The organism is Myxococcus sp. AM009, assembly GCF_013372605.1.
Classification (GTDB): Bacteria; Myxococcota; Myxococcia; order Myxococcales; family Myxococcaceae; genus Myxococcus; species Myxococcus vastator.
The window spans coordinates 1-799 of the sequence record NZ_JABXEP010000363.1 but is presented as its reverse complement, the minus strand read 5'-3'; the positions used below and the strand labels follow the sequence as shown (position 1 = coordinate 799).

Annotated in this window: 1 protein-coding gene and 1 pseudogene; one reads left to right on the top strand and one right to left on the bottom strand. The window is 65.1% G+C overall.

Annotated elements, in window-relative coordinates; all coding sequences use genetic code 11:
- A partial coding sequence (locus HV824_RS36985; RefSeq protein ID WP_217918038.1) for a hypothetical protein occupies nt 1-256 on the top strand: 256 nt, incomplete at its 5' end.
- Between the two features lie 361 nt (nt 257-617).
- On the opposite strand, the pseudogene HV824_RS35880 reads toward HV824_RS36985, so the two are convergent.
- Nucleotides 618-799: pseudogene (locus HV824_RS35880) on the bottom strand (adenosylmethionine--8-amino-7-oxononanoate transaminase); the annotation flags it as partial.

Sequence of the window (799 nt, the reverse complement as noted above, 5' to 3'; positions counted from 1 at the left end):
CAGTTTCTATTTCAGTCCGGCGTCTACTGTCAAGCTGCTGTTTTCGCCGTCCTGCTGGCTTCCGGAGTCTTCAGCGCCGCCCAGTGGCTTCCGCTGCTTTCTTCCGGAGGGGCGCGGCTTCTACCGCCTTGCCGCCCTCCCTGTCAACCGCTGCTTTCCGTTGACTCCCTCGACGCGTCCGCCCTTCCTTCCGGGCTGCTTCGTCGGGGGCGCGGTTTCTACCACCACCGCGTCTCCTGTCAACTCGCTGCGTTGACCGCCGTATTCCATATTTTCTTACCGACCCACTCAAAGCGGATCCGCGCCAGCGCGCGGGCTTCTTCGTGAGCTTTGGGGCTTCTACCACCACCGCCCCTGGGATCAACTTTTCAGGCCGACCCTTCTATTTCCTGCGGCTGCTCCGTCGAAGTGCTTGGATCAGCCATCCGTCGGAAGGGCGCGGCTTCTACCACCGCCGCGTCCAGGGTCAACAATCATCAGCGACCCTTTTATTCTGCTGTCAGCGCTCCGCCCGGATCTGCGTCGGGCGGGGCGCGGCTTCTATCCCCGCGACGCGCGACCTGTCAATCGCCTCTTCGTTCGCTCCCGCACATTCGTGAGCAGCGGATCCACCAGGCTCAGCCGCCAGCCACTTCCTGGAGTGCCGCCTCCACTCCGGACAGCAGCTCCTCGAGCGCCTCATCAGAGATGGTCAGCGCCGGCGCGATGTACACGGTGTCCCCCATGGGCCGCAGGTAGAGCCCTCGGCGGCGCGCGGCCTCGTACACTCGCCATCCGCCCCGGGCGAGGTACCCCCCCC